At 68.6% G+C, this 20,333-nt stretch carries 16 protein-coding genes; 12 read left to right on the plus strand and 4 right to left on the minus strand.

Annotated features, from left to right (window positions below; translation table 11 throughout):
- Nucleotides 1-123: 123 nt before the first annotated feature.
- The 4 genes from ACRDPS_RS16540 to ACRDPS_RS16555 all read right to left on the minus strand — a co-directional run bounded on the left by ACRDPS_RS16540 (nucleotide 124) and on the right by ACRDPS_RS16555 (nucleotide 3,567).
- Nucleotides 124-699 carry a hypothetical protein gene (locus ACRDPS_RS16540; RefSeq protein ID WP_431502751.1) on the minus strand — a complete coding sequence of 192 codons (576 nt, stop codon included), beginning with the start codon at nucleotides 697-699 and terminating at the stop codon, nucleotides 124-126.
- An 85-nt stretch (nucleotides 700-784) separates the two neighbouring features.
- Entirely contained in the window at nucleotides 785-2,611 is a 1,827-nt protein-coding gene (locus tag ACRDPS_RS16545) for a hypothetical protein (protein ID WP_431502752.1), read from the minus strand.
- A gap of 228 nt (nucleotides 2,612-2,839) precedes the next feature.
- Nucleotides 2,840-3,076 carry a hypothetical protein gene (locus ACRDPS_RS16550; RefSeq protein WP_431502753.1) on the minus strand — a complete coding sequence of 79 codons (237 nt, stop codon included), beginning with the start codon at nucleotides 3,074-3,076 and terminating at the stop codon, nucleotides 2,840-2,842.
- A gap of 110 nt (nucleotides 3,077-3,186) precedes the next feature.
- The gene (locus tag ACRDPS_RS16555) at nucleotides 3,187-3,567 is read right to left on the minus strand and encodes an ArsR/SmtB family transcription factor (protein WP_431502754.1); all 381 of its coding nucleotides are present in this window, start codon (nucleotides 3,565-3,567) and stop codon (nucleotides 3,187-3,189) included.
- A gap of 339 nt (nucleotides 3,568-3,906) precedes the next feature.
- Between ACRDPS_RS16555 and ACRDPS_RS16560 the strand changes: the two genes are divergently transcribed.
- The 12 genes from ACRDPS_RS16560 to ACRDPS_RS16615 all read left to right on the plus strand — a co-directional run bounded on the left by ACRDPS_RS16560 (nucleotide 3,907) and on the right by ACRDPS_RS16615 (nucleotide 20,310).
- Nucleotides 3,907-5,655 (plus strand): PQQ-binding-like beta-propeller repeat protein, encoded by a 1,749-nt coding sequence (locus ACRDPS_RS16560; protein ID WP_431502755.1) that lies wholly within the window; start codon nucleotides 3,907-3,909, stop codon nucleotides 5,653-5,655.
- Nucleotides 5,655-7,550 carry a hypothetical protein gene (locus ACRDPS_RS16565; RefSeq protein ID WP_431502756.1) on the plus strand — a complete coding sequence of 632 codons (1,896 nt, stop codon included), beginning with the start codon at nucleotides 5,655-5,657 and terminating at the stop codon, nucleotides 7,548-7,550. Before ACRDPS_RS16560 ends, ACRDPS_RS16565 begins: the two co-directional genes overlap by 1 nt.
- A complete protein-coding gene (locus ACRDPS_RS16570; RefSeq protein ID WP_431502757.1) occupies nucleotides 7,550-8,050 on the plus strand; it encodes a hypothetical protein in 501 nt (166 codons plus the stop codon). Before ACRDPS_RS16565 ends, ACRDPS_RS16570 begins: the two co-directional genes overlap by 1 nt.
- Nucleotides 8,050-9,054 carry a DUF6668 family protein gene (locus ACRDPS_RS16575; protein WP_431502758.1) on the plus strand — a complete coding sequence of 335 codons (1,005 nt, stop codon included), beginning with the start codon at nucleotides 8,050-8,052 and terminating at the stop codon, nucleotides 9,052-9,054. Before ACRDPS_RS16570 ends, ACRDPS_RS16575 begins: the two co-directional genes overlap by 1 nt.
- Nucleotides 9,051-9,347 (plus strand): hypothetical protein, encoded by a 297-nt coding sequence (locus ACRDPS_RS16580; RefSeq protein ID WP_091053141.1) that lies wholly within the window; start codon nucleotides 9,051-9,053, stop codon nucleotides 9,345-9,347. The genes ACRDPS_RS16575 and ACRDPS_RS16580 overlap by 4 nt, the downstream gene beginning before the upstream one ends.
- A 66-nt stretch (nucleotides 9,348-9,413) precedes the next feature.
- Entirely contained in the window at nucleotides 9,414-10,175 is a 762-nt protein-coding gene (locus ACRDPS_RS16585) for a hypothetical protein (protein ID WP_431502759.1), read from the plus strand.
- 5 nt (nucleotides 10,176-10,180) lie between these two features.
- Complete coding sequence (locus ACRDPS_RS16590) at nucleotides 10,181-11,617, plus strand: hypothetical protein (RefSeq protein WP_431502760.1); 1,437 nt, start codon at nucleotides 10,181-10,183, stop codon at nucleotides 11,615-11,617.
- Nucleotides 11,618-11,702: 85 nt separating this feature from the next.
- On the plus strand, nucleotides 11,703-13,217 hold the full coding sequence (locus ACRDPS_RS16595; RefSeq protein ID WP_431502761.1) for an SCO6880 family protein: 1,515 nt from the start codon (nucleotides 11,703-11,705) through the stop codon (nucleotides 13,215-13,217).
- A gap of 14 nt (nucleotides 13,218-13,231) precedes the next feature.
- A complete protein-coding gene (locus ACRDPS_RS16600) occupies nucleotides 13,232-14,866 on the plus strand; it encodes an ATP/GTP-binding protein (protein WP_431502762.1) in 1,635 nt (544 codons plus the stop codon).
- 14 nt (nucleotides 14,867-14,880) lie between these two features.
- On the plus strand, nucleotides 14,881-16,749 hold the full coding sequence (locus tag ACRDPS_RS16605; protein WP_431502763.1) for a type IV secretory system conjugative DNA transfer family protein: 1,869 nt from the start codon (nucleotides 14,881-14,883) through the stop codon (nucleotides 16,747-16,749).
- Entirely contained in the window at nucleotides 16,704-17,630 is a 927-nt protein-coding gene (locus ACRDPS_RS16610) for a DUF4913 domain-containing protein (RefSeq protein ID WP_431502764.1), read from the plus strand. The genes ACRDPS_RS16605 and ACRDPS_RS16610 overlap by 46 nt, the downstream gene beginning before the upstream one ends.
- Entirely contained in the window at nucleotides 17,623-20,310 is a 2,688-nt protein-coding gene (locus ACRDPS_RS16615) for a toprim domain-containing protein (protein ID WP_431502765.1), read from the plus strand. The genes ACRDPS_RS16610 and ACRDPS_RS16615 overlap by 8 nt, the downstream gene beginning before the upstream one ends.
- Nucleotides 20,311-20,333 lie beyond the last annotated feature (23 nt).

Genomic DNA, 20,333 nt, shown 5'->3' on the forward strand with positions numbered 1-20,333 from the left:
GATGCCCAGCCACCGACTCCACATCCAGCAGTTCAAGCTGCCGATCGGACTCACCCTGCATACCCACAGGATTTCAGACCAACCCGCCGATCACGGGAGGCGCGCCTTTTGTTCAGCAGTCTCCTAGAGATTGATCTCGATCACGTCGATGGTCACGGCGAGGGCATCGCGCCACACGGGGTTGCCTCGTCGGGCGGCACCGAAAGCGCCGGCGATGGCGTCGGGTATCCAGAGCATCGGTTCGACGTTGGGATCGCCAAAGTCGACGTGGAGCGCGCCGGTGAGCGTTCCGGTTCCGCGCAGTGCGTCGACCAGGAACAGGTCACGTCGGTTGAGGGCGTCCGTGCGCGTCTCCAGCCACGCCTGGGTGACCCCGAGATCCTCCAGCTCAAGGAAGAGCAGCTCGAGGCACTTGCGACGAGCACGCTCCGGTTTGCGGGGGTCGATCGGCGAGGCGATCACGATCGTGTGGGCGACGTCGAGCTGGCCGAGAGCCTCGGCAATACGAAGGCGGTCCTTGCCCTCCTCCTCACGCCAGTGCATGCGTCGGCGGGAGGACGGCGCGGCCGCGCGTACGGCGTCACGGTGTGCCTCGCATGCCGCCGGCGCCGCGATCGTCGCTGCGACGATGTAGCCGGCGGCGGCGTGGATCGATTCGTCGATCCACGCATGGAGGGTGAAGTCGGACTCGTTGCTCACTGGATGATTGTGTCGGACGGCACCGACAGGTTCGGGAACCATGGCGGGGGACTCTCGGCCGTCTCGGTGGTTAGTGTCGCCGGGGTCAGACGGCCACAGCGCCGAGCTCGCGCTCCAACAGTGAGAGGAGGCTCGTGGCGTCGTCGAACCACGTCGTCCTCTGCTGGGCCTCCGGTTGTGGGGGAGGGTCGGGCTGCTGGTCAGCGGCTTCGAGGTGTCGCGGGTCGAGACGGCCGCGCGTAGTGAGCCAGTGGCGCCAGGCGGCGCGCTCGGCGCGGTAGCGGGCCAGTTGGCCTCGGATGGCTTCGACGATGCCCCACGCCTCGGCGAGCTGGGCGAGCGAGGCAGCGCCGAGCCGCCACCCGCCCCCCTCGCTCCGGGGGACGCGCTCGGCCAGGCCGTGGGTCGCCAGGGTCTGGAGTGCGTCGTACGTCGCGGTCACACCAACCCGGCCGAGCTGAGCGAGCTCGCGGCCACTGGTCGAGGTCTCGCCGCGGTGGTGGGCCTGTTCAAGGGCGGCGTAGATGTACGCGGCTGGAAGGCCGAGCTCTCGGAACACTGGTCGGATCGCGTAGATGCGGCCGGCACGCCACGGTTTCTCGGCGCATTTGGGGGCGAGCAGCCTGGGGATGCGGAGCTCGTAGGCGTGGGCATGGACGCCCTTGGCTGGCCGCACCATCTGGAGCAGTAGCCGGTCGGTGGGCTGGTTCTCCAGCGTTCGCAGGATCCTGCCGACCGTGGTGTGGTCGAGACCTGTGGCGATCGCCAGGGAGCGGTTGCCGTGCTCGATCACCCTGCTCTGTGTCAGCGCTGCGGCTTCGGCTAGGGCGTACAGGACAGCGCGTACGCCGAGGTCTGTTTCGGGGCCGTGCACGAAGTCGACGGCCGCGAGCCATTCGCGGACCCATTGGCTGATCACTTTGCGCCGCTGCGCTATCGCAGACCCTGGTTGCTCCCCCCGCTGTGTCTTATGCGGGCTTGTGGTGCGTAGACGAACAGACTGCTTCCCATGGGCTTCTCTCCGCCGTTTTTCGAAGGAGACCGCCCGTTGCCAGTCGCGACTCAGCGCTTTGTGACGCTCGGCCGGGGCGTAGCGGGCGTAGAAGGAGGCCAGGCCTGGCCAGGTGCCGTCCTCGACACGTCGAGCAACGTCGACGAGGCGCCATCCGGTGGCGGCGCAGGACCACACCACGCCCTGGCGAGCCTCAGATGGGGTGGCGTACTTGCTCGGGTCGTAGTCGCCGGTGCGGGCAATGCGCTGGAAGTCTTCCGAGGGCCCGGCGGCGTAGCCGGGCAGTGCATCGAGTCTGCTGTCGTCGTCGATGTCGTCCCCCGATGCGGGTGCTACCAGCGGGCTGTGGTGGCGCTCGAGCTCGCCAAGAAATCGCGCCCACGCCATTGGGCTGTTCGGGGTGTCGAGCACCGCCTCAGCGTGCTCGAGTGTGCAGTCCAGAACCTGGTGGCCGCCGGAGCGGTGCCGTGAGCCCGGGGGGCGGATGCAGCCCTCGGAGATCCCTGACATCGGGAGCTTGTCGGCACTGGGGATCCGCTGCTCGAGCATCCTTGAGGCGTCACGCGCCTCGGTGAACGGGATCGCGCTAGTGATGGGGACGTACACGTGCCGACCGCCGCTGGGGGAGTGGTCAGAGAACCACGACGTCAGCCCTGCACGCTCAAGAAGCCCGACGAGTGCGGCGTAGTCACGGTCGACCCCGGAGTCTGGGCCCTTGGCATCGAGGTCGACCACAAACACCGGCGCACACCCGTTGTCGTCGTACAAGAGCACCGCTGCCGGGTGGGCAGGAAGCGAGGCCGTGACCGCCCGTTCGTACTTGCGCCGGTAGTTGCGGCCGTCCCGGGCGACACGGACGCGACCACGCGCCGCGAGCCGGGGCGCGAGCCGCGCCCACACGACCTCGGCGGTGGAAAATCCGTCAACGTTTCCGGTGCGCCTGGATTTGGCGCCAAATGTTGATGTTAGGGTGGGTAGCACAAAGCCACCTCGACCTCCTTGGAGCGGGAGCGGGATGTCATAAGTCGGAGTCTGAGTTGGTAGCTCATTCCGAACTCTTCGAAGGTCCTCTGTTGGCGCAGGGGCCTTCGGTGCTTTTCAGGGCATTGCCCTAGTCAGGTCAACACGTCATGCGCTCAACTCCAGTTGAGAGTCGAGGCCGGGCAGTTCGCTGCCCCAGGCCGGCCGGCCGGAGGAGTCCACCTGGTCCTGGTCGATAAGTGCGTCCAAATATGCAGACAGGGAGATCCCGAGCGCATCTGCGGCCGCGTTGGCCTTGTCGCGCGACGACGGGCGGACCGTTCCCTTGATCTGCGCAGTACGGCGATTCTCGCCGAGATGGCGTCGCCCCTTCACAGCAGGCATTTGGAGCTCACCTCCAGGTGACACGTCGGTGGATGGTTGAGCCTGATCCTTCCGGCCCCCAAGGGAAAACGGTCCGATTTCCTTCGGCGTGTCGCGTCCCACCTGTGGAGTTACCAACCCTCCTTGGAGAGGGCCTCGGCCGCTTGCCGGAGGTCCTTGTCGAACCCTTTGATCTGGTTGCCGTTGAGGCTGTAGATCATCGTCACTGCCATCAGGTGCCGCAGGCGCTCTTCGTCGACGATGTACTTGCCAGGGGTTCCTTTCCACCGGCCCGGCGGGTCGGCGACCACGACGCCGGCGTCGACGAGGACCGCGGTGTTCTTGGAGACGACGCTCTGCGTGAGGTCGAGCGCGACTGCGGCGTCTGCCTGCGAGCTGGCCGTTCCCCGGTAGTGCCGGAGCAGCGCCAGGCGCAGCGAGGAACCGAAAACGCGCGCGGCGATCTCGACGCTCATGGGCGGTGGAGGATCGGACTGGATGACGCGCGGCACATCGCCATTGTGCCGATACCCGCGCGTCCGTGAACTCTGGCCATCAAGAAACACCCACCCTTCGCTATTGCATTCCTTTAAGGAATGCTTTGTGGTAGCGTACCTGATGAGCACCGAAGAGCGCCAGAACCAACACAGCCCAGAGGGCGGGGAAGGTCAGCAGATGCGAGCCAGCGCAGCACGGACAGCCCGTAATGGCGTTGCAGGCACCCGTTATCAAACCGATGCTTCTGTAGTCGTATCAACGCAAACTGTCGGCGCTCTTTGCTCTGATAGATCACCTGGTGCGGGCCACCTAGGCCTCCACCGGCACCAAGTCTCGGGGGAGGTGAGTTGGTGATGTCTGACCGTTCGCACATCTCTGAGCGCGTAGCCCTGACGTCGCTGGGAGGCGACCAGGAGCCGTTCGACCCGGCGCAGGTGCCGATGTTCCCGCTCGTGCGCGCCCAGATCCGACAGACCGATGAGGGCGACCTTGAGGGCCTCGTTGATGACGTGGCCGTTGGTCGCGACGTCGAGCTCGAGCCCGTACGCCGTGCGGTCGTTGAGGCGGCTGCGAAGGCTGCGGCCCAGAAGAAGGGTCCCACGCAGGCTCGGGCCATCCGGGTGCGTGGGATCGCACCTGACGACTCGATCTTTCACCTGGTCGTCACCGCGGCCGGCAAGGTCTACGAGACCGACGACCCGAGCACCCGGACCTCGACCGGCACGGCCTCGCGGTCCAAGACTGGCCGCCGTCTGCCGACTGGGTCGACGACCTCTCCGGCTCCCCGCCCTGCTCGCGAGCGGCCGGCGGGCATGTTCTTCCTGATCGTCGCTCTGATGACTGTGCTCGTGGTGGTGTTCCTCGGAGCTCCGATCACCCTGATGATCCTGCGGGCCCAGGCCGACGACGACAGCACCCGCAAGCCGGTTCCGCCCGAGCCCGCGCAACTGCCCGTGGTCGCTCCCGCGCCCTATGAGGCTGTGGCCCGCTGGTCGATCCCGTTGGGAACCTCCTCCTACTCGTCGACCTCGGCACCGGTGACCGCTGACAGCGATCGTGTCTATGTCGTGCGTGACGGCGGCGAAACGGTCGCGGCGTACGACTCCGAGACCGGTGTCCCGGCTTGGAAGAACCCCGAACTCGACGGGACCGTCGCGGCGGGCCCCGTGCTCGCCGAGGTCGACGGTGAGCAGGTCCTGGCGGTCGCCACGTCCTCAGACCTGGTTCTCCTCGACCCCTCGACCGGGAAGCCGGTAGGGGAGTGGGGGCTGGGCGAGGCAGGCGCTGACGTGCGCATGACGCCCACCGGTCCGATGGTCCTCGACGATGCCGGTCACGCACGGATCGTGACCGATGGCGACCTGGTCACCCGGGTGATCCCGGCGACGGGCACCCCGGTGGCTCCTACTGCTGACGGTGCGCTGATCGTGGTGGGCGCGGCCGGTGAGGTCTGGACGGTCACGGATGCCCGCGTCGCCCCGGCCCCGCAGGGCCTGGTCCCTCCGGCCGGAACGGCGTTCTCAGCGATCGCGGGCTGGTCCGGGTCTCGTCTGGTGCTGGCCTATCACGCCACCACCGACACGGGCTCGAATCAGGTGCGCCTGGCTGGGTACACCCACGCCACCACGGGATGGCGCCTGGGCTGGACGACCGACTCGATCCCCACGGTCTACGCCACGGGGCAGGAGCTGCCGCTGACCTCGTCTACGACTGGCTCCTGGGGCATCTACGGCTCCACGGCCCTCGACCTCGCGACCGGCACGGCCGCCGCGCTGCCCGCCGACTGGGCGACCTCCGCCGTTGGTGATGACCGCGCCTTCGGCACTGGTGAGGGCAAGCCGTTGGCTGCCGCTCCCTCGGGGGTCCTCGCAGAGTCGCTGGAGGCACCGGCTCCGCCGCTGACGAGCGCGCTCACGCCTCCGCAGGCTTCGGCCGGCACCTCCGCATACGTGGTCGCCTCGCCGGACAGCTCGACCGCTGTTCTCTATGCGCTTCGGCTCCCCAAGGACGCCAGTGCCGAGACCACCCCGGCCGCGTCCGCTGGCATGGCCACCCCTCTCTCCTCCACGGCCTCGAAGTTCGACAACGCTGGAGGTGCGTGATGAGTAAGTGGTTCATGGCGGCCGTCCTGGCGCCGCTGCTGCTGATGATCGTCCTCATCCCTGCCCTCGGCGGTAAGGAAGAGGAAGCGGCCGGGTGTGCCCCAGCGGGCAGCACCTTGCAGGCGAACGCACCGGGAAGCGGGGTCGGACAGTGGTCTGCGCAGCAGGCCGCCAACGCCGCCCAGCTCATCTCGGTTGGCGCCGAACTGAACATGCCGGCGCGGGCGCAGACGCTGATCGTGGCGGCCGCGATGGACGAGTCGAACCTGATCCCTCAGGGGCAGCAGGGCGGGATCACCAACGCAGGCGGCCGCGCCTACGGCATCCTCCAGCAGACCCCGTACGAGTCCGGCGGCGACTGGGGAACCATCGCGCAGGTCATGGACATCGACTACGCCGCGCGACAGTTCTACCGGCACCTGGTCGACGTCCCCGGCTGGGAGACGATGGCCCCGACCGCAGCGATCCACGCAGTCCAGCGCAACGCGGACCCGACGGTGTACGCGAAGTTCTGGGACCCGGCCCTCGAGCTGGTCAACGCCATCAGCACCCGCGGCGCAAGCAACAAGGTCGACGGCGCGACCGGCGGCGGCCAGAAGGCGGCGGCCAGCCTGCCGGGCGTGGTCGGCGACGTCGACGCCGCCGCAGGCTGTGGCGCGGGCGGCGGGTTCACCAGTGCAGTCGTGACCGGCACGGGCCGCGACTACGTGGGCCCGTTCAACCAGGCCCAGCTGATCGCCCGGGTCAAGGAGCTGGCCGCCTCCGGGCAGGCCTGGCTCTCTCGCTGCCAGAACTTCGCTGCGCAGGCCATGGGCCGCCCGAACTCCGGCTACCCCACCGCCAACGACGCCTGGGCGACCTTCGTCGCACAGGGCACAGCGCATCCCGCTAACGCGGCCGACGGTCGCCAGATCCCCGTCGGCGCCTGGGTGTACTTCGACACCTCGAACTGGGCTGGGCACGTCGGGGTCTACATGGGACTGCAGAACGGCGTCCCGATGATGGCCTCCACCGACGCAGCACCTGACGGCAGCTACCGGGCCAACGCGCTCAACATCGTCCCCTTCAAGGCGATCGAGGGCTGGGGCCCCTACCTCGGATGGGCAGCACCCTGGGGCGAGCGCGTCGAGACCGCTCCCGCGTCGACGTCGGGGACCTCGGCGGAATCCGCCGGTGTGGGCTCGGTTGGGATGGCGACCGCGAACATCCCGAACCGTTCGGGTAACGCAGGACTGCGCACCTCGATGTCGAAGGTCGCGTCCACGCGCCCTGACTTCATCACGCTCAACGAGCAGCAGCAACGCTCGCTCAAGGAGCTCGTTGCTGCCACTCCCGGCTATGCGGCCTATCGCGACCCGAGCACCCCGACGGGCACGGGCGCTAGCCAGGCCAAGGACACCGTCGTCATGTGGAAGGCCAGTGACTGGCAAGCCGTCGACGGCGGCCGCGTCCAGATCGTCGAGGACGACCGCAACACCTACCGAGGCCGTGTCGTCGTGTGGGACCGCTACATCACCTGGATCACCCTCGAGCGCCAGGGCGGGGGAGCGAAGGTCAACGTGATCAGCGTCCACCACATGACCGACCCCTCCAAGTTCGGTCCCAACAAGCCGCGCCGGCAGCAGGCCTACGGCAACGGCATGGACACGCTCCGCGCAGTGGCCGACCGGCTCGAGTCGACTGGCCCGGTCCTGATCGGCGGCGACTTCAACGTCTCCGCGCAGCAGACCGGCAGCTGGGCGGCCCCCGCCAAGATGCGCGCCGCGGGCTACGGCCAGGTCCACACCGGGGTCGACTACCTCTTCGCGCCTACCAACGTGAAGTTCACCAAGAGCTGGAACGGGCCCATGGTCTCCGACCACCGCTGGCTCGCCGCACAGATCGGAGCCCGGTGATGAAGAAACCCATCCTCGTTGGCGCACTCGCGGCCGTCCTGATTGGCGGAGGTCTCGTCGCCGTCGTCGTCAGTCAGAACACCGAGCCTGACACTCCGGCAGCGACCAGCGCGCTTTCTCCCTCATCCTCGTCGGCGGGTGACCCGACCGCTCCCGCGTCGGGTGCGGCACTTTCCGAGGCCGAGCAGGCGGCCCTGACCGTCTTCACCACTTGGGCGGATCGCTCGTCGAACTACGAGGCGTGGTGGGCACGGCTTGAGCCGATGCTCTCCCCGGCGGGCAAGGCGCTCTACCAGTACACCGACCCGGCCAACATCCCCGAGCTCACCGTGACCGGAGATCCCCGTGTCACCGACGCGGTCACCGGTCCCAACGCCGTGACCCCCGGGGGCGCAAACGTCGCCGTCCCGACCAGTGCCGGCGCCTTCACCGTCCAGCTCGAGCACGACCACGGCGACTGGCTGATGTACGCGATGACCTTCCCCCAAGGAGTTCAGTGATGACCGACGACCCCGACGAGAAGACTCGGATCAACCCGATCCGGCGCCAGCAGCTGCAGCCGCAGCCGCCGGCCGAAGAGCAGTCGAGCTCGTGGCAGGCCGGTGTGGTCGCCAACCAGGAACGCGTGGCGCGCGAGGACGCGGAGCGACGCGCCCGCCTGGCGGCTGAGAGCGAGGCGGCCCGTGGGCCGCGACGTCGTGGCTCGGCCTGGCTCTCGGCAGCCCTTGGCCGCACCGACGACTCCCGTGCGGGCTCGTGGCCTCCGGCCTGGGCTCGGACGCAGCCTTCGACGCCTGGCGACGAGGGGGCAGTCGTGCCCCGGTCGACGGCCTCTTCGGCCGCAGGCAATGTGTTCCTACCTGTCCCGGCAGAGCAGGCCATCGAGGACGGGGAGGACGACCGGCGCGCAGTCATGAACGCTGGTCCGCCGGCCCCCACTGGAGCACCCGCTCCGGCGGACCCAGTCCTGCTGGTCCCGGACCGATTCATGATCCGCACCCTCAGCTCTGAGGTCACGGTCCAGCTTGTCGGGCTCCACGGCGGAGCCGGGACCTCCACCATGGCCTCACTTCTCGGCAGCGAGGCAGCCGACTGCGGCAAGAGCCTCAGCGGCCTGGCCGACCCGACCATCCCGGTCATCTTCGTCGCCCGCACGCACGCCAAAGGGCTCAACCTCGTCCGTCGAGCTGCGAACCAGTGGGCCTCGGGCGGGCTTGAGGAGATCCGGCTGCTCGGCGTCGTCTTCGTCGACGACGCACCCAACCTGTCCAAGCTCCTCGCCAGAGACCTCCGCTCAGCAGAACGGGCACTGCCTCACTCCTGGCGCCTGGAGTGGTCCGAGGACATCCGCCACGGCATCCACCTCCCCGGCGAAGCACCTGGAGGCCGCGCACGCCGTACCCGCAAGAGCCTGCTCGACCAAGCGCGGAAGCTCCGCGCCAGCTCGCCCTCAGCAACTACCAACCTGATGAAAACACAGCAGAGAAGAGGAACCGCATCATGATGACCACCCTGATCACTGAGGCCATCAACACCAGCGCCTCCGCAGCAGTCACCCCGGTCGCCGCACTCCCGCCCGGAACCGGAAAACTCAGCCTGCTGACCACCTGGGTCACCGGCCTCGTCGGCCTCGGCCTCTTCATCGCGTTCTGCCTGATGATGGGCAAGGCCGGCTTCGAGGCCCTCCGCCACGGCCGCTTCGAGGGCGGCATGGGCGCCGCCGTCGTCCTAGTCGCCGCCGTCTTCCTCGGCGCCGCCTCCGCGATCTTCGGAGCACTCGGCATCGCCGCCGGGTGACCCACCGAAGACACCGCACCCCGTACGTCAACTCACTGACAGCACACAACACCTGACAGGAATGACATGAGTGACGAGTCCGACAACCGTGAAGGATGGACCGGCATGGGCATCTGGTGGATGTCCTCGGCCGCGCTCATCGCTGCCGTCGTCATCGGCCTAGCGATCGTCCTGTTCCTCCCCGGAAACGACACGAACACCACCGGAAACCCCACGCCGTCCACCGATCCCACCACTCCTCCCTCCTCCTCAGCGTCCTCGAGCCCGACTTCGTCGGCAGGCACTGGCTGGGAGGCTGCTGGCTGCAACCCCAGCACTGGATCTGATGGCGTCCCGGGCACCGCCCCTGACGCCACCTGGGACCCGGTCGGCGGTAGTTCGGTCCCGGTATCGACAACGTACGGACCGACCCAGATCAACGGAGCGGTACGGCAGTGCTTCGAGCACTCCCCGACGGGCGCCCTGTTCGCTGCCGCCACCATCGCGGCCGCGATAGGAGCCGATCCCACCCAGACCGCTGCGGTGGCACGCGCCCAGCTGGTTCCTGGCCCTGGTCGCGACCAGGTGATCCAGGACGCTGAGAACGCCAGCTCCAGTGACGCCTTCGCCCAGACCGTCGCGGCGTACCGCTTCACGTCATGCTCACCCGACCGCTGCAACCTCGACATGGTCTTCACGGTCAATGGTGGGCAACTGGCGCGCACGGCTCTGTCGGCTGTCTGGAGCGGCTCGGATTGGCTACTCGACACCGATGCACTCCTCGCAGGGGGCGTGGCCGGCGTCGAGCAGATTCCCGCTGGCTTCACTTCCTGGGCTCCGGGTCGGTGATCGGGATGTGCGCACCCCTGGATTTCGGATGCCGTGTCGAAGAGGGCGTCGGCAACCTCGCCGGGTCTGCCGTTGAGGAGTTCGTACAGGCGCTGGCTGATGGCGCCAAGAACCTCCTCGGCTACGTCTCGACGTTCTGGATGGAGGTCCCCTCGCCGGAGCTGGCGAAGGGTTCTGGCCAGAACTGGCAGGGCACGGACCTGATGACGTCGATGCAGCACTACCTGATGCCGATCACGGCGGCCATCTGCGTGATGTCGATGGCCTTCGCGCTGTTGAAGGTCGGGCTCAACCCCGAGCAGAGTCGAGCGGGGTTCACCTCGATCGGCCGTCAGATGGTGGCGGTCCTGCTCGCCACGCTTCCGGCGTGGACGGTGACGCAGGTTCTGATCATGTCGGGCGATGAGTTCTCCCCGTGGATCATCAAGCAGGCGTCGGGCCACGAGGCATCCGACGGCTTCAAGACAGTCCTGATCGAGGGTCTCTCGCCCGGCGCCCCGTCCGAAGGACTGGGCATGTGGCTGGTGATCTTCCTGCTGGCCATCGTCGCCAGCCTGGTGCAGTGCCTGTTCATGGTCCTGCGCGGTGCCGCGATCTTGGTGTTGTTCGCGCTCCTGGCCCCGGCTGCAGCTGCATCGGCAACGGAGGAGGGCTGGCAGCGCTACAAGCGGCTGCTGATGGTGGTGCTCGGGTTCGTCCTCTACAAGCCCGTCGCTGCGGTGATCTACGCGACGGGGATGCGGCTGATGGGGGAGAACAATGGCGACGAGGTGCAGAACGCGATCTACGGGCTGACCGTGATCGCGATGGCAGCGCTCGCGCTCCCGGCGCTGATCAAGTTTCTCATGCCTGCCGCAGCCGTCGGCTCGTCCTCTGCCTTCTCCGGCGGCGCCGCTGTAGGTGCTGTCGCAGCAGGTGCGGCGATCGTCGCGCTTGGCGGCGCAGGCAGCAGCTCGGGCGCTGCAGCCGGGGCGAGCAGCGGCTCGACGGGTGGCGCCGCCGGTGGAGCGGATGGCGCTGCTGGCGCCTCCGGCGGTGGCGCTGGTGGTGCTGCTGGTGGGGGTAACGGCCCGGCCAATGGCGCTGACCCGTCCGGCACTGACCCGTCGGGCGGTCAGCCTGTAGGAGCAGAGGGGACCCCGGCGGGAGGCGCCGGCGGCGTGGAGACGCCTGAGAGCTCGTCGTCGAAGACCAGCGCTGAGGGTGCTGACGGCCAGGCCTCTTCTGGTGCTGCTCCCGTTGAGCCGGAGTCGCCGAGCAATGGCGGCTCGGCGCCGGGTGCGGAGACGACATCGACGACGACTGGCGAGCCCGGGTCTCGGCCGAGCACCCCGAACGGTGCGGGATCGCGCTCTGCGCAGGCCGTCGCCGAGATGACTCGGGACACGGCATCGAGAGCGCAGGCGGCCGCTGACGAGACCGCAGATGGCGCAGGGCAGTAACAGCCATGACAGATAACACAGCAAGAACAAACCACCCGAAGCAGACAGACGTGAGTCAGGCGAACGGCCCGGCCGAGGAGGAACGATGAGCACGACTGAGGCAACAGAGATCCGGTACGGCAACCTTCGTAAGCCGATGCTGCCGGGATTCTTCGGCCTGAGCGCGATCCCGTCCGGGATCTTGCTGCTCGGCACCCTGGTGATGCTGCTGCTGATCTTCACCACCAACTTGTGGGTCGGGCTGCTCGAGATGGGTCTCGTGCTGGCCGCGGTCCTGCCTGAGGCGATTCCGACCGCGGACGGGCAGGGCCGCTACTCACGGATGATCGGCCGTCTGCGGTTCAAGCAGACGGCCCGCACCGGCGAGAACGTCTTGGTGCAGGGCCTGACCGGGTTCATCCCCGATGGCCGGTGCCGCCTCCCGGGGGTCGCGGCCGCGGTGGAGCTCTCGGCCGCCCGCGACGTCCACGGTCGTGAGTTCGGACTGATCCACTGGACCAAGCCGGACCTCTACTCCGTGGTCATCAACTGCTTCCCCGAGGGCCGCTCGGGCATGGACAGGGAAGTCATGGACGCCCAGGTGGCGCAGTGGGCCGCTTGGCTGTCCCAGCTGGCCTCGGGTGAGGAGATCGTCGGCGCTCAGGTCGTTATCGACTCGGCTCCCGACACGGGCGAGCGACTCCGTCGTTCGGTCGACCGTGGCCGCAGCGCCGCAGCGCCGGCGTATTCGCAGCTGATGGTCGAGCAGGTCAAGGAGTCCTCGCGGGCAGGTGCCCCGACGGTGACGGTGCGGATCACGATCACCTTCAACGCCAGGCTCGAGGGCGAGTCGAAGAAGGATGTCCAGGTTCGGTCGCGCGAGGAGATGGCGGCCGCGATCGGGGACATCCTGCCTGCGATGACTGGAACCCTGGACGGCACCGGTGCTGGGCAGGGAAGCTACCCGGCAACGGTGCAGGAGATCACCGACATGACTCGGGTCGCGTACGACCCGGCCGCTGGTCCGGCGGTGGAGAAGGCGCAGCAGGAGGGCGGGACGCAGATCCCGTGGTCTCAGGCGGGCCCGATCACCGCGGTTAACCATTGGGATGCCTACCAGCATGAGACGGCGCTGTCGCGTACGTGGCAGATGTATGCCGCTCCGAAGGGCCAGTTCTTCGCGAAGGTCCTCGATGGCCTGGTCGCTCCGCACCGCGACGTCGCGCACAAGCGCGTCACGCTGGTCTACCGCCCGGAGTCGGCTGCACGCTCGGCGCAGATCGCCGAGAATGATGTGACCGCGGCTCGGCTGGTGGCTTCGCAGAACCAGCGCACGAGGGCCGCGCACCGGCTCGGGGTCTCGGCTGCGGAGAAGACGGCCGAGCAGGAGTCGCTCGGGTCGCCGCTGACCCGGGTTGGGCTGCTGGTCACAGTCACGGTCTTGGATCCGGTTGACCTTGGTCGGGCTTCAGCGGTGGTGCGTCGCACCTTGGCGCCGCCGGCACGGCTGCAGCTGCGGCTCCCGCATGGCGCCCAGGACGCAGCGTTCGTCGCGGGTCTGCCGCTGGGGATGGTGCCGTACTACCACGGCAGCCTCGCCTCGTTCGCGGACGGCATGTGAGGAGGGGAGTGGTGATGACATCAAGCGATCGCAACGACGACAGGGCCGATGGCCAGGGAATGTTCTCGACCCGGAGCCTGTCCCGGCGTGAACGAAAGGCGCTCTACGCGCCGGTCAAGGCGACCCAGCGCTCGAGCAAGCCCCGCTCGCAGCAGGTGGACCCGGGTCCGGGCCCGATGGGCTGGGCCCGTCCCGGCGGCGGAAGGACGCTCAAGGTGTCGCAGACCCCGGAGTTCCGGGCACCGACGGTGCAGGTCTGCGGAATGTATCCGTTCGGGGTGGGGTCATCGCTGGCGCTGATCGGTACGCCCCTTGGCCCGCATCTGGAGGGTCGCGGGATGGTGTGCGGTGATCCTGTCTCTTACTTCGCTGAAGGGCTGATCAACAACCCCTCGGCGTTCTGCCTGGCGCGGCCTGGCACCGGGAAGTCGACGCTGCTGCGTCACATCGCCGGCTACCTGCCCGCCAAGGGCGTGTTGCCGATCGTGCTTTCGGATTGGAAGCCGGACTACGTCGACCTCGTCAAGCGCCTGGAGGGGCAGGTCATCAAGCTCGGCCGTGCCTCCGGGTTCGTGAACCCGCTCGACCCGGGGCCGCTGGGCAAGCGCCTCACTGACCTGCCCGAGGACGTGCGGGCCCGGGTGAGGGCCAACATGCGTGGTCGACGCAGCAACGTCATGGAGGGACTGTGCGCGCTCGCGTTGGGCAGCGACCTGGTCGCCCATGAGCGCAGCGTGCTCTCCAGGGCGATGGAAGTCTGGGACAACGACAATCCCGATCGGGTCCCTGTCGTGCACGACATCTTGCGGATCATCGAGGGCCGTCAGCCCGCGCTTCGCCGGTTCGCCGGCGACCACGGCGACAACGCTCGCTACGACGAGCGGGTGCAGCGTCTGGTCGACGCGCTCAACGCGCTCGACGGCGGCTCGGAGACCTTCGGCCGTGTCTTCGCCGAACCGACCTCGACCGATCTGCACCTGGATCGGGCAGTCGTCTTCGACCTGTCCGAGTTCGAGGAGATGGACCCGATCCTGCAGGCCGGGGTCCAGCTGGTGTGCTGGTCCTACGGGTCGACCGCGGTCTCGGGAGCCAAGGCGCTTGCGGACGCCGGTCTGGCGCCGCGGCGTACCTACCTGCTGATCATGGATGAGCTGTGGCGTGCGCTGCGTGCGGCTCCGTTCATGGTCGACCGGGTTGATGAGATCACCCGTATGAACAGGACCCTGGGTCTGGGTCAGCTGCTGTGCACCCACGGCATGGATGACCTCAAGGTCCACGATGATCAGGCCACCGCGAAGGCTTGGGGCTTCGTGTCGCGCTCCGAGATCGTCTATCTCGGCGGCCTCAACCCCGGCGAGATGGGCAACCTCGAGGAGGTCTTCGCGCTCTCTCGCACCGAGAAGGACCTGCTGACCAGCTGGGCCGAGGGCGGCCAGGTCAATCCGGTCACCGGGGAGAAGGCACCCCCGCGAGGCCGGGGGAAGTTCCTGTTCAAGGTCGGCAAGAAGGCCGGTGTGCCGTTCAAGCTCGACCTCCTCGACGTCGAGACCGGAGTCCACGACACCAACCGCGCCTGGGCCGACCAGATCGAGGCGATGCAGCGCGCCGGCGCCGACGACGTAGACGACCTCGACAGCGCGACGTACTGAGCCAGGAGGACGCGATGACGATCTTCAACGACAGACCGAACAAACGGGCCAGCATCGGCAACGGCGAAGCCTGGGCCTTCTTCATCACCGCCGCAGTGGTGATGCTGCTTCTGATCGGGTTCGCGATCGTGTGGACCTCGGCTGCTCTCGCCGGCCACGGTCAGGGCGGCCCGGTCCCGTGGCTTCTCGACCGGGGCGACGGGGGACGGTGGTCGGGTCTAGCCACGATGTGGCTGGTTCTCCTCTCCTCTCTCCTCGTGGCCGGGGTGGTTGTGATTGGCCGCATGGTGCGGAAGGGGCTGGCCGGTCGACAGTGGACCGACCCGCTCGCCTCGTCGATGTCGGCCCGCGCCGATATCGCCGGTCTTGCGTTGGACAAGGTGGCCGAGGACACCGAGCGGCTCGGCGCGCAGGCGGCGGGCTGGGGCGTACGCCTGGGCCAGGCGGTCCTGACCAGCCAGTGGCTGGCCTCGACCTATGAGTGGTCGCAGATCTGGGTCATGGGCACCCGTGCGGGTAAGACCCGCTCGGTGGCCGTGCCGCACCTGGTCGAACACCGCGGTGCGGCCGTGACGACGTCGAACAAGCCCGACATCGTCTACCTCACCCGCGGGCCTCGCTCGGAGCTGGGCCGCTGCTGGATCCAGGACCCTCAAGACATCTATGGCGAGGGCGCCACGTGGTGGTGGAACCCGCTGAGCTTCGTCACCTCGCTCGCCCGTGCCGAGGAGCTGGCCAGCATCTGGTTGGCCTCGCGTACCGGTGGCGACGGCGCTTCCTCCACCGACGCGTACTTCGAGCCGATGGGCCGCGAGCTCCTTGCGGATCTCCTGATGGCGGCCGCGGTGGGGGAGGAGCCGGTGACGCGGGTGCTGGAGTGGCTGCAGTTCCCCGACGGCAGGTCCGGTGTCCCGGACCCGTTGGAGATCCTGCGCCGTCACGGTCTGCGTGCCGCAGCTCAGAACGTCGAGGCCAAGATCGACGCGGCTCCCGACGAGCGCTCGGGCATCTACGGCACCGCCCGCTCGGCGGTGGGGTTCCTCCGGAACCCGGCCTACCTGCCGTGGATCACCCGCACCGGCCCGAACGATGACCGACCGGAGTTCAACCCGACCGACTTCGTACGCACGGGACAGACCCTGTACCTGCTCTCCAAGGAGGGCGCCGGATCTGCCCGGGCGATCACCGGCGCGCTCACGGCAGCCACCTACGCCGCTAGCGAGGAGCTCGCCGAGCGCTCCGGCGGCCGGGTGGCAACCCCGATCATGTTCGTCCTCGACGAGGCGGCCAACGTGTGCCGCTGGCCCGAGCTCCCCGGCCTGTACTCACACGCCGGCAGCAAGGGCATCATTCTCGAGGTCATCCTCCAGTCCAAGCGCCAGGCCGAGCGGGCCTGGGGCAAGGAGGGCTTCGCGATGATGTGGTCGGCCGCCAACATCGCGGTGGTCGGCCGAGGCCTCAACGACGCCGAGCACCTGCACGACCTGACCGCTCTCATCGGCGATCGCCAGATCCGAGACGGGTCAGTCACCGTGGGCCGCGGCCACCGGTCGACCTCGCACCACAACCGCGACGAGAAGATCCTGACCGAGGCCGATCTGCGTGCTCTGCCGACCGGCCGCGCAGTGCTGTTCGCAGCCGGGCATCGCCCGATCTTGCTGCAGCTGGTCGACCTCGCCGAGCGCGAGGACGCCGAGCGCATCAAGGCCAGCCAGGCCGCGTTCCAACGCAACGGCGACGCTGACCTGACCGACGCCGTCGATGACGGCGCGGCCTCGAACGTCGTCGAGCTCAGCAAGCACAGCGCCGAGAAGGCCGGAGGGGGGAGGGGAGTGTCATGGAGCGCAACGACGACTACTTCAGCGACGAGCCCGAGGAGCTGACTCCGACGGCCGCCGGACCGAGCGACTCACCGGTGGAACCGGATCCTGACCTGGTCACCGCAGCACAGGAGGCACTCCTTGTCGCCGAGAAGGCCGCGGAGGCTGCCGAGACGGAGCACGATGCGGCTGAGGATGGCCTCGCTGATGCCGAGGGCGCGGTCGCGGTCGCGGAATTCAAGGTGGACGACTTCGAGGCCGACTCGGAACTGCGTGAGTGGGAGAAGGCAGCAGCGCGCGAGGAGCTGAACCGAGCCAAGCGTTCCTACACCCGTGCGGTGGAGCGGCTGGCCCGGGCCAAAGCCGGGCTCGAGGTCACCGCCACCGCGGTCGAGCAGGCCGGCGCCGACCTGGACCAGGCCAAGACGACTGCTCCTACCGCGGAGCCGGAGGAGGCGCCGCAGCAGCGGTTCGCGTCGCTGCCGGTGTTCGTGGAGGAGTACGTCGTCCCGAACTGGATCCACAAGCTCGGCGAGAGCTACGCCGGCGTGTGGTGCACCAAGTGGTGGGAGCACACCGAGGCGATCACCCGTCTCGAGGCGACGTGGGAGGCGTTCGAGGTGATGCGGCTGCAGCCGCCACCTTCGCTGTCGACCTGGATCCGAGATCACCTCGACGTACACATGCGGGCCCTGACCGCCCCGCACGGGGTCTTCCACGGCTGCAACGCCCGCGAGAACGACCACATCCATGACCCGCGGCCGCCGTGGACGGTGGCGAACCCGCCCGAGGGCTTATTCGAGGTCAACGGAGACGCGCTGGTCCACGGGCGCAGCGAGACCGCGAGCGATGAGCCGGGTGAGCGTGACGACGCTGAGTACGACCTCAGCGCCTACGAAATGAACGGGACGGTCAACAAGGAAACGGGTGAGGTCAATGTCTGATGAGTTCGAGGTCGGTCACGAGATGGACCGCGCACTGCGTGCCGCAGTCACTGGGCTCGCGCAGATCATGGAGCGTACGGCGCGACGCAGCGCCGATGAGTCCCGCGCGGCCGCCGCCGAAGCGCGGCAGGAGTGGCTGACGCACCGAGACGCGGCCCGGCAGCAGTACGTGCCATGGCTGCGACCCCAAGCGGTCGAGAAGGCCGACGGTCCCCAGGCCTCGCGGGTCTGGGCCGTCGCCGCGGGCTGGTCGACCATGGACCCGCTGGCGAAGGCAGCCGAGGAGCAGTTGGCCGCCCGGATCAAGACGGCCTTCGGCGAGCACCCGTCGGTGCTGCTGCAGCAGACCAACCTCGCGACCCTGCCTGAGCAGACGCAGGTGCCGACGGCTCTGACGATGCAGGAGACACTCGATCTCGCACAGGAGAACGCACCGTTCTACTACCGTGCTCACACCGAACTTCCACAGCGGGACGAGCTGTCCCCAACCGGAGACCTCCCCTCCTCACCAGCCGAGGAACGGATTCACGCGGACTGGCAGACCTACGCCGAGACCGGCGCACTCCCGGACCGGTCCCGGTGGGAGGCATGGGCCGCCTACACGGGCCGCACGGACGACTTCGACCCCGAGCAGTGGCGAACGACCGCGGGCGAGGTCGACCACGAGTCGCGAGACGCCGCTCTGGAGCGGCTCTGGGACGAGGGTGCCGAGGAGCGGGGACTGCGTGATCTCGAGGAGCACCAGGTCGCGATGGCGGCCGCGGGAATGGGCGAGCTGCGTACGCAGGTGACACCGGCGGCCGCCGCCGATCCGGAGCAGACGCCGGCGTGGGCTCGGCTGGTTGACGATCGCGAGTTCTCGACGGCCTCGCAGCAGGAGATCTCCCAGGCCTGGCGCGATGCCCGCTCGCGGGCAGCATCGGGTGATCTGGCCGCGCAGGCAGCTGCAGCACAGCTGAGCGAGCAGATCCGGCAAAAGCACGGGATCAACCCCGATGAGTACGTCATCGGCGCGCTCACCGAGCGTGCCGCCAACAACGCCGAGGCTGCGAGGAAGGCTGAGGACAAGGCCCGGAGCGCTCAGGAGGCGGCGCAGCCGATCACGCCGGCCCGGGTCATCCCCGGGCTGCCGCAGGCGCAGGGCGCCGCGGCGGCCTCGGCGCCCGCACCGCAAGCGACGGTGGTGGGCGAGGCGTACGCCGCGCCGACCCTGACCCGGGAGCGAGTCCTCGAGCTGAACCGGGTCGCGCAGGATTACTTCGCCGGAAACATGCGACCGGGCACTACGGGTCAGCGGTACTTCGTTGACCGCCTCGGCGAGGGCGTCGTCGACGGACCGTGGGCGCTGGGATATGCGCCTCCGGGATGGACCAACCTCACCAACCAGCTCAAGGGTCACGGCGCCACCGATGAGGAGATCCTCGCCTCCGGCCTCGGCCGCCGGTCCTCGAAGGGGAACGTGATCGACTACTTCCGCGACCGCGCCATGATCGGCATCCGCGACCGCGACGGCGACGTCGTCGGGTTCGTCGGCCGCGACCTGTCCGGCGACCAGCGCGCGCCGAAGTACACCAACTCGCCATCGACCGCGGCCTTCACGAAGTCAGAGCACGTCTTCGGGCTCGCCGAGGCTCCGGCCGGCGCCCGAATCGTACGTAGTGAGGGCGCCTTCGACGCGATCGCCACGAGCCTGGCCAGCGATGGCGAAGCCGCAGGGGTGGCGCCTCTGGGCACCGCAATGTCCAACACGCAGGCCACACAGATCGCAAACCGGGCGGTCGATGGCCGGGTGTGGCTGGCCAACGACAACGACGCCGCCGGGCAGATGGCCACCGAACAGGACTACTTCGCGCTCGCGCAACAGGGTGCGCACGCGCGACACGTGGTGGTCCCGGAAGGCGACCCCGCCTCGGCCTGGCAACACTACCCAGGTCTGATGCGCTCGACGATGTCAACGCTCGACGACGCACCGTCAGCGGCCGAGGTGGTGGTCGACCGCTATCTGATGACCCACGGCGAGGCACTGGCATCGCGAGACCGCGAAGCACGAAGTGGCCTCAACGACCTCGTCGCCCGCGTCACCGCCACGCTGGACGACCCGATCGAGGCCAGACTCCTCGCCGAAGAGGCCGAGCGCCGGCGCCGCGAGCTCGTCGACACGGCGACCGGTGCCGAGGCCACCAACGCCGCGGCGCCGGCGCCTGGGGACAGCACTGAGCCTCCGCCGGACTTGCGGGACCGCATGGGCGAGCTCGAGGTCGAGATCGTCCGGACCGAGGCAGAGCTGGATCTGTTCGCCGATGCGGCAGATCCGGACATGGCCAGGCCGGTAGAGCGCCGTCTCGACGACCTACGCGAGGAGTACGCCAGCAAGATCGAGGAGCACGGCATCCCAACCGAGGACGGCATGATCGCTCACACCTGGTGGGAGGAACCGCCAGCTGTGCCCGAGCAGGGTCGAACGACAGGTGAGCCGCCGCGGCCGTACAACAGGGCCGACTCCTCGGACCTGACGGACGTCTCCCAGCAGGCCCGGGAGGCCCGGGTCGGGTCCGGTCACGGATTCGCGATGTCGACCAGTGACGCGCTCGCGCAAGCGACCAACGGACGCAAGGGCTACACGGCCCGGCCGGACCGCACTGGCCAAGCGCCGCGCCGGGGCCGCAGCCGCTCCAAGTAGCCATCCAACCTGCGAACAGACGA

The organism is Nocardioides sp. (assembly GCF_050699375.1).
Lineage (GTDB): Bacteria > Actinomycetota > Actinomycetes > Propionibacteriales > Nocardioidaceae > Nocardioides.

Coding starts and splice junctions, on each gene's coding strand:
- ACRDPS_RS16550 (WP_431502753.1), bottom strand. CDS start 3,076: ATGCCTGCTGTGAAGGGGCGACGCCATCTCGGCGAGAATCGCCGTACT.
- ACRDPS_RS16560 (WP_431502755.1), top strand. CDS start 3,907: ATGTCTGACCGTTCGCACATCTCTGAGCGCGTAGCCCTGACGTCGCTG.
- ACRDPS_RS16565 (WP_431502756.1), top strand. CDS start 5,655: ATGAGTAAGTGGTTCATGGCGGCCGTCCTGGCGCCGCTGCTGCTGATG.
- ACRDPS_RS16570 (WP_431502757.1), top strand. CDS start 7,550: ATGAAGAAACCCATCCTCGTTGGCGCACTCGCGGCCGTCCTGATTGGC.
- ACRDPS_RS16575 (WP_431502758.1), top strand. CDS start 8,050: ATGACCGACGACCCCGACGAGAAGACTCGGATCAACCCGATCCGGCGC.
- ACRDPS_RS16580 (WP_091053141.1), top strand. CDS start 9,051: ATGATGACCACCCTGATCACTGAGGCCATCAACACCAGCGCCTCCGCA.
- ACRDPS_RS16585 (WP_431502759.1), top strand. CDS start 9,414: ATGAGTGACGAGTCCGACAACCGTGAAGGATGGACCGGCATGGGCATC.
- ACRDPS_RS16590 (WP_431502760.1), top strand. CDS start 10,181: ATGTGCGCACCCCTGGATTTCGGATGCCGTGTCGAAGAGGGCGTCGGC.
- ACRDPS_RS16595 (WP_431502761.1), top strand. CDS start 11,703: ATGAGCACGACTGAGGCAACAGAGATCCGGTACGGCAACCTTCGTAAG.
- ACRDPS_RS16600 (WP_431502762.1), top strand. CDS start 13,232: ATGACATCAAGCGATCGCAACGACGACAGGGCCGATGGCCAGGGAATG.
- ACRDPS_RS16605 (WP_431502763.1), top strand. CDS start 14,881: ATGACGATCTTCAACGACAGACCGAACAAACGGGCCAGCATCGGCAAC.
- ACRDPS_RS16610 (WP_431502764.1), top strand. CDS start 16,704: ATGGAGCGCAACGACGACTACTTCAGCGACGAGCCCGAGGAGCTGACT.
- ACRDPS_RS16615 (WP_431502765.1), top strand. CDS start 17,623: ATGTCTGATGAGTTCGAGGTCGGTCACGAGATGGACCGCGCACTGCGT.